Origin of the sequence: Mycobacterium sp. E3247, assembly GCF_001667785.1 — a bacterium.
Taxonomy (GTDB): domain Bacteria; phylum Actinomycetota; class Actinomycetes; order Mycobacteriales; family Mycobacteriaceae; genus Mycobacterium.
In genome coordinates, this window is sequence record NZ_LZJG01000159.1 from 1 (window position 1) to 6,383 (window position 6,383).

General features: G+C 67.3%; 5 protein-coding genes. 1 reads left to right on the forward strand and 4 read right to left on the reverse strand.

Translation table 11 applies throughout. The features are described from left to right. Nucleotides 1–1,226, reverse strand: a 1,226-nt coding sequence (gene pgi / locus A9X04_RS08720; protein WP_067919396.1) for a glucose-6-phosphate isomerase, incomplete at its 3' end; no start/stop codon positions are given. 62 nt (nucleotides 1,227–1,288) lie between these two features. Beyond that, nucleotides 1,289–1,615 (reverse strand): chorismate mutase, encoded by a 327-nt coding sequence (locus A9X04_RS08725; protein ID WP_082973022.1) that lies wholly within the window; start codon nucleotides 1,613–1,615, stop codon nucleotides 1,289–1,291. A gap of 554 nt (nucleotides 1,616–2,169) precedes the next feature. Between A9X04_RS08725 and pcrA the strand changes: the two genes are divergently transcribed. Next, on the forward strand, nucleotides 2,170–4,503 hold the full coding sequence (gene pcrA, locus A9X04_RS08730) for a DNA helicase PcrA (protein WP_067919399.1): 2,334 nt from the start codon (nucleotides 2,170–2,172) through the stop codon (nucleotides 4,501–4,503). 126 nt (nucleotides 4,504–4,629) lie between these two features. Here the strand turns inward: pcrA and A9X04_RS08735 are convergent, their stop codons facing one another. Both A9X04_RS08735 and A9X04_RS08740 read right to left on the reverse strand, forming a co-directional pair. Beyond that, a complete protein-coding gene (locus tag A9X04_RS08735) occupies nucleotides 4,630–5,208 on the reverse strand; it encodes a hypothetical protein (RefSeq protein WP_067919401.1) in 579 nt (192 codons plus the stop codon). 1 nt (nucleotide 5,209) lies between these two features. After that, nucleotides 5,210–6,253: a M23 family metallopeptidase gene (locus A9X04_RS08740; RefSeq protein WP_067919403.1), complete on the reverse strand. Its 1,044-nt coding sequence runs from the start codon at nucleotides 6,251–6,253 to the stop codon at nucleotides 5,210–5,212. Nucleotides 6,254–6,383 lie beyond the last annotated feature (130 nt).

Genomic DNA, 6,383 nt, shown 5'->3' on the forward strand with positions numbered 1-6,383 from the left:
AAGCCGATGAAGTCGGCCGGCACCAGCCGGGTGCCCTGATGCAGCAATTGGTAGAAGGCATGCTGGCCGTTGGTTCCCGGCTCGCCCCAAAAGATTTCGCCGGTGTCGGTGGTGACCGGGGTGCCGTCGGCGCGCGTCGACTTGCCGTTGGATTCCATCGTCAGCTGCTGTAGGTAGGCCGCGAATCGCGTCAAGTCGTTGGAATACGGCAGCACCGCGCGCGACTGGGCGCCCATGAAGTTGGAGTACCACAGCCCGATCAGCCCGAGCAGCGCCGGCGCGTTGGACTCCAGCGGGGCGGTCCTGAAATGCCGGTCCACGATGTGGAAGCCGGACAGGAAATCGGCGAAGGCCTCCTTGCCGATGGCCGCCATCACCGACAGGCCGATCGCCGAGTCGACCGAGTACCGCCCGCCGACCCAGTCCCAGAAGCCGAACATGTTGTCGGTGTTGATGCCGAAGTCGTCGACCAGGCGCTTGTTGGTGGAAACGGCCACGAAGTGCTTGGCCACCGCGGCGTCGCCGAGCGCGTCGGTCAGCCAGCGGCGCGCGGCGGTCGCGTTGGTCAGGGTTTCCAGCGTGGAGAACGTCTTCGATGCCACGATGAAAAGCGTTGTGGCGGGGTCCAAGTCGGCCAGGGTGGCGATGAGGTCGGCCGGGTCGACGTTGGAGACGAAGCGGGCCGAGATGCCGGCGTCGGCGTAGTGGCGCAGCGCCTGGTAGACCATCACCGGACCCAGATCCGATCCGCCGATGCCGATGTTGACCACGGTGCTGATTCTTTTTCCGGTGGCCCCGGTCCATTCACCGCTGCGTAACCGGTCGGTGAAGTCGCCCATCCGGTCCAGTACGGCGTGCACGTCCTCGACGACGTTGCGGCCGTCGACAATCAACTCGGCGTCACGGGGCAGGCGCAGCGCGGTGTGCAACACCGCCCGGTCCTCCGACACATTGATGTGAGCGCCCGCGAACATCTGGTCGCGGCGCTCCTCGAGGTTAGCCGCGCGCGCGAGATCAATCAGCAGCCGCAGGGTTTCTCGGGTGACACGGTGTTTGCTGTAGTCGATGTAGAGGTCGCCGACCGAGACGGTGAGCTCGCGGCCGCGGTCGGGATCCTCGTCGAAGAACTGGCGCAGATGGGTCGTGCCGATTTGTTCGTGGTGCCTGAGCAGGGCATCCCACGCTGGGGTGGCGGTGATGTCGGGGAGGCTTGGCACGGAGGTCATAGTTCGACCCTAATCGCGTGCGCGGCGTTGGGGGCACCTCAGCGACGTCGCGAGGGCAGGCCTCAGTGACCGAGCCGGCCCCTGCCCAACCGCAGCAGCAGGATCGCCAGGTCCTTACCGTCGGGACCGAGCTCGCTGTAGCGTTCGATCACCTTCATCTCGCGGCTGTGGACGAGCCGCGTGCCGCCGGATGCCATCCGCGCCTTGCCGATCGCCTGGGACACCTCGGTGCGCCGCTTCACCGCGGCGAGGATCTCGGCGTCCAGGCGGTCGATCTCGTGGCGCAACTCGTCGATGCTCAACTCGTCGGCGGCCTGTGGGGTGTCCACCGTCTCAACCTTCATCTCTGCTAACTCCGCATTGTCGGGATGTGGGGGTTGTGGTCTCATCCGGTTTCGGGCCTCACAACGAGACGAGCCCCGAATCTCCGGAAGCGGACCACGGGGCTCTGGCGAAAGCAGTTAGACCACGGGGACCGCTAACCGGTACCCGTAGAAAAATCGGCGGCAGTTCGGGGTGCCGAGCTGCCGATGGCGCTGCGCGTCGAGCACAAAACGAGTGTGCCATTAGAAACAGGTCCGGCGCAAAAACGTCTTCGTGCGCTGGCCAACCCGGCGTCGCGGTGGGCGGCAAGCCCCGGTGGTCACCCGGCCGATGCCCGCGCCGCGGTTGCGTGCCGGTGTGTGGAATTCGCTAACGGCGGCGAATTGAGTGTTATCGCAGATGGTGAAAGATTTGACGAAGCCGCAAAGTCCGGCGCGATTATGACCGTCTTTTTAGACGTGGGTGTAATTGGCAGGCATTTTCAAACCGGCCGCCTATTGGATTGCGAAAGACGCATTTTTGTAGACGGGGTTTGGCGCCGCGACGCGCCGCCGCGGCGCCAACCCGGTCGGGCGTCTTGGCGCGTTGCGTCGGTGGCCGGCGGTAAGTTTGGACCAACATGAGTGTGTACGTAACCGATGCCAATCTGAGCTCCGAAGCAGATCAGCTGCTTGACGGCCTCAATCCGCAACAGCGCCAGGCGGTGGTGCACCAGGGCTCGCCGCTGTTGATCGTCGCGGGGGCCGGCTCGGGCAAGACCGCGGTGCTGACGCGCCGCATCGCCTACCTGATCGCGGCGCGGGGCGTCGGGGTCGGCCAGATCCTGGCCATCACCTTCACCAACAAGGCCGCGGCCGAGATGCGCGAACGCGTGGTGCGGCTGGTGGGCAACCGTGCCCGCGCCATGTGGGTGTCCACCTTCCACTCGACGTGCGTGCGCATCCTGCGCAACCAGGCGTCGTTGATCGAAGGCCTCAATTCCAACTTCTCGATCTACGACGCCGACGATTCCCGTCGTCTGCTGCAGATGATCGGGCGCGACATGGGGCTCGACATCAAGCGCTACTCGCCCCGGCTGCTGGCCAACGCCATCTCCAACCTGAAGAACGAGCTGATCGACCCCGCCGAGGCGACGGCCAAACTGACGGACGATTCCGACGACCTGGTCCGCACCGTGGCCTCGGTGTACGGCGAGTACCAGCGGCGGCTGCGCGCGGCGAACGCATTGGACTTCGACGACCTGATCGGCGAGACCGTCGCGGTGCTGCGGGCCTTCCCGCAGATCGCCCAGCACTACCGGCGGCGGTTCCGTCACGTCCTGGTCGACGAGTATCAGGACACCAACCATGCGCAGTACGTGCTGGTGCGGGAGCTGGTCGGTCACGACGTCGCCGAATCGCCGGACGATGTGCCGCCGGCCGAATTGTGCGTGGTCGGTGACGCCGATCAGTCGATCTATGCGTTCCGCGGCGCCACCATCCGCAACATCGAGGACTTCGAGCGCGACTATCCGGACGCGACAACCATTCTGCTGGAACAGAATTACCGCTCGACGCAAAACATCCTGTCGGCGGCCAACTCGGTGATCGCCCGCAACGCCGGTCGCCGGGACAAGCGCCTGTGGACCGATGCGGGCGCCGGGGAGTTGATCGTCGGCTACGTCGCGGACAACGAGCACGACGAGGCCAGGTTCGTGGCCGAGGAGATCGATGCGCTCGCCGATCGGGGCGAGATCACCTACAACGACGTCGCCGTGTTCTACCGCACCAACAACTCGTCGCGGTCGTTCGAAGAGGTGTTCATCCGCGCCGGGATTCCCTACAAAGTCGTTGGGGGAGTGCGCTTCTACGAGCGCAAGGAGATCCGCGACATCGTCGCCTACCTGCGCGTGCTGGACAACCCCGGCGATGCGGTCAGCATGCGGCGCATCCTCAACACCCCGCGTCGGGGCATCGGGGATCGTGCCGAGGCCTGCGTCGCGGTGTACGCCGAGAACACCGGGGCGAGTTTCGCCGATTCGCTGGTGGCCGCCGCCGAAGGCAAAGTGCCGATGCTCAATTCGCGCGCGGAGAAGGCGATCGCCGGTTTCGTCGAGTTGCTCGACGAGCTCAGGGGCCGCCTCGACGAGGATCTCGGCGACCTGGTCGAGTCGGTGCTCGAACGGACGGGTTACCGGCGGGAGCTGGAATCCTCCACCGATCCCCAGGACCTGGCCCGCCTGGACAACCTCAACGAACTCGTCAGTGTGGCACACGAATTCAGCACCGACCGGGCCAACGCCGCCGCGCTGGGCGAGTCGCTGCAGGCCCCGGAGGACGAAGACGTGCCGAACACCGGTGTGCTCGCGGAATTCCTGGAACGCGTCTCGCTGGTGTCCGACACCGACGAAATCCCCGAGAACGACGCCGGCATGGTCACCCTGATGACGCTGCACACCGCCAAGGGGCTGGAGTTCCCGGTGGTGTTCGTCACGGGCTGGGAGGACGGGATGTTCCCGCACATGCGGGCGCTGGACGACCCGGTCGAACTGTCCGAGGAGCGGCGGCTGGCCTACGTCGGCATCACCCGCGCCCGTCAGCGGCTCTACTTGAGCAGGGCCATCGTCCGGTCCTCCTGGGGGCAGCCGATGCTGAACCCCGAATCCCGTTTCCTGCGGGAGATTCCGCAGGAACTCATCGAGTGGCGGCGCACCGCGCCGGCCCCGTCGTTCAGCGCGCCCGTGAGCGGCGCCGGCCGGTTCGGTACGCCGCGCGCGGCCCCGACCCGCTCGGCCGCGGGCAAGCGCCCACTGCTGGTGCTCGAGCCGGGCGACCGGGTGACCCACGACAAGTACGGGCTCGGACGGGTCGAAGAAGTTTCCGGGGTCGGCGAATCCGCCATGTCACTCATCGATTTCGGCAGCGCGGGGCGTGTCAAGCTGATGCACAACCACGCGCCGATCAGCAAGCTTTAGCCAGTGCGGCCTCCGGCTGGCTGCGGCGGACGGCCTTCGGCACCGTGCGGTGATCCGGAAACTTGATATCGCGGGCGATATCAGATGCCGACGGCGCCTCATGGTCGGCCGGGCCCGGGTGGCGGGTCAGGCCTCCAGCCAGCGTTTGGTTCGCGGGTGCATCGCGAGCACCACGCTGGCGAGCGGCAGCAACGGCAGCAGGTGCACGATCCACGCGACACGGGCACCGGCGATGAACACACCCAGGTAGGTCAGCACGGCGACCACGGCGCCGACCGCGATGAGATGGCGCCCGACGGGCCGGTGCTGCAGCAGCATGATCACGCCCGAGATGGTGGCCGCCGCGAAGACCAGGGCGAGGAATGCGACGGCGATGCAGAACAAGCGGTCGGATCGCCACCAACCGGCGATCAGGTCGGTGGCGACCACCGACGTGGCCCACCCACTGACGATGCTGACGGCGCAGGCGGCGACGGCCGTCCGGTCGCTTGGCTCGTCGCCCGGCGTGCCGTAGGCAACGCGGCTTCCCGGGCGAGAAGCGGCCGGATAGGGCGGCGGCTGGGACGGGATGTGGGTCGTTGGGGATTCCGGCGCCACGGGGACGGGGCCGGTGGGTGCCCGGCGAATGATGCGCGTCTTGGAGTCCGACGGCGAGGCGGACTCGGGCGGTTGCGGACCGGGAGGTGGTTGATTCGGCGCGGTCACCTCAACCAGCGTAGTTACCGACCATAAGACCCCGCTTAGCCAGCCACGGGACGGGGTCGATGCGTTCGGTGCCACCCTGAAGCACCTCGAAGTGCAGGTGAGGGCCGGTGGAGTTGCCCCGGTTGCCCATGGTGGCGATCTGGTCGCCGGCCATCACGCGCTGCCCGACGCTGACCAGCGTCGTGTTGACATGGCCGTAGAGCGTCACGGTGCCGTCGGCGTGGCGGAGCTTGACCAGCGCCCCGTAGCCGGCGGCGGGCCCCGCGTCGATGACGACGCCGTCGGACACCGCGTAGATCGGTGTCCCGATCGAGTTGGCCAGGTCGATGCCGGCGTGCAGGACGCCCCAGCGGTAGCCGAAGTTGGACGTGAAGATGCCCTTTGTCGGCATCACATAGAGCGGTTGCTGCAGCCGCGCCTCACGCTGGGCGCGATCGTTGGCGAACGCGACGCCCTTGGCGAGCTCCTGGTTGTGCACGGCGGCGGTCGCCGCCGGCTCGAGCGCGACCACCTGCGCGCCGCGGATCGTGTTGCTGCCCGACCCGCCGGTGAGCGCCGACGCGTTCGCGGTCAGCACGGCCTCGGTCCTGGGGGTGTCGGCGTGGCTGGTGGCGGTGTGGGCCGCCGCGGCGGCCGCGCCGGCGGCCATCGCCGAGATCATCAGGCGGCCCCTGGCCGCGCTGGTCGGTTGCTTGCGATGCTGCCCGCCGCGCCGCGCCGCGCCGACGACATCGGTGGCATGCGGGCGAGCCGAAGGCCGCTCGGGCCCGACGACCACCCGCGGGAGCACCTCGGTCACCGGCGCGGCCAGCCACAGCGGGGCCGGATCGTCGGCCTCGTTCAGGTCGTCGAGTTCTGGAGCCAGCAGCACCTGCGCGGCGTTGTCGAACGTGGAGTCGTTGCTGTAGTCGAGGTCGCCGAGATCGCGGGCGTCGTCGCGCCAATCCAGGTCATCGAAGTCGAAGCCATCCAGCGGGAGGATTTCGGTGACTTCGTTGCGATGGGGCTCGGTTCCCCGGCCGCCCGCCGCGCGGCCAACCCTCACCACGCCTGCCGTTTCGGCAGTTGAAGGAGCTAAACGGTGCTGGGACAAGCTGAAATGTCCTCGTATCGTGACCATAACGTTATCTGGACCCTAGGAAGGTATCCGCTAACTCGCGGCACTGGCAACCTCG

Excerpts from the sequence above, each read along its gene's own strand:
- pcrA (WP_067919399.1), top strand. The coding sequence starts at position 2,170 with ATGAGTGTGTACGTAACCGATGCCAATCTGAGCTCCGAAGCAGATCAG.
- A9X04_RS08725 (WP_082973022.1), bottom strand. The coding sequence starts at position 1,615 with ATGAGACCACAACCCCCACATCCCGACAATGCGGAGTTAGCAGAGATG.